Annotated in this window: 1 protein-coding gene; it reads right to left on the bottom strand. The window is 60.8% G+C overall.

Annotation, left to right across the window (positions count from 1 at the left end):
- Positions 1 to 461 (bottom strand): hypothetical protein (locus KGI06_06325; GenBank protein ID MDE1871824.1); only part of this gene is annotated, 461 nt, incomplete at its 3' end.
- Positions 462 to 1,330 lie beyond the last annotated feature (869 nt).

The raw sequence follows: 1,330 nt of genomic DNA, 5'->3' as shown, positions 1-1,330 counted from the left end.
TCCCCCGTCGGCGCCGGGACCGCCGGGTTCGTCGTATTCGGCGTCGCGTTATTCAGGTTGAACGTGTTCCCGTTGATCGTGAAACTGTCGCAGCGAAACGGGCGTCCCTGGTAATAGATACACACGCGATACCACGTGCCGCCGACCGGATTCGAGCCGATTGAGATCGTATCGTTCCCTTGGATCGTCCCGGAGATATTCCCGTTCGCGTCCGGCGTGAAATCGAAGTCCGGGCGTACGATTGCATTCGTGCCGATTACTCGCGGGATGTCCGAACCGTAGCCTTGTAGAGTGAAGCGGACGAACGAATTCGACCCGGTTACATTGTTGATCCCAAGATCCTTCAAATTCCCGCTGACCGTCGTCGCGTAAGAAGGAAGTACAGCGCTGCAACACACGAGAACAGCAAGGAGTAACAGTCGAGGAAGAATTCGCGGAACGCGCATCGATATCGTCTCCAACACATCACGTACGATATCAATGTTACTTGTTCGCGAGAGGCGAGTTCAAACTTGCGGAGTCACTTCACTTTTCTCCCGCCCGGAGTTCGCTGCGGCCGCGGGGTTTTTGTAGGCTGTGCAGCCGTGCGGCTAGGAACTCCGGGCGTGGAGGTTGAAGCACCGGTAGCGGAGGAAGCACCCGCTTGCTCTACCGGCGCGGATTCGAAGAGGAACGCTGAATTCGGGATATTCGGATTTCGATACCCGTCGTACCCTGCGGCTTTGATGGCCTTCTCGACGAACGCCTTCGCTTGCGGCGGTTGTGCGCCCTGTTGGATCGCCTGCTGATATATCTCCTTCCACTGAGGCGCGGTGACATCAGCAAGGGCGAAGTTCCCCTTAATCGGCACCGCACCCTTCCCGCCTGCTTGCACCGCTTCGCCGATTGATCCAGGCGTCCGTGTCGTAACGAATACCCCATGCTCGCCTCCTTCGATCACCGGGCCGACGTTCCCGTAGTGGAAGCCGGAGAGGGGAGTCTTCGGGGGCGCACCGGCCGGGAGTGAAGGGTGAAGGGTGCGTCCGCCGGAGCCGGGGATCTCGGGAGGAGGCTCGATGGAAGAAGGCTTCGCCGGGATGAAGCGCGCGGGAGGAAGCGCACGTTGGATCGGCTCCGGGGGGATCGTTGGAGATTCGATGATATGGGAGAAGGGGTGATTACCGGGAACGGGCGCGAGAGATGTAACGGTCTCCTCGTTGACGCCGCGGGGTGAGAATGTGTACGTAGGCGCAACGCGAGCGGCGGAGCTTGGGGGCATCTCGAGGGGACCGGGAGTCATACTCGGTCCGCCGGGGGCTTGGGGCTCACTCGGCGCCGGCGCTCCCCAGCT

It is taken from the genome of Candidatus Micrarchaeota archaeon (assembly GCA_028866575.1).
Classification (GTDB): Archaea; Micrarchaeota; Micrarchaeia; order Micrarchaeales; family Micrarchaeaceae; genus UBA12276.
Note: the sequence above shows the minus strand (reverse complement) of the source record. Positions and strands in the feature narration are given on the sequence as shown.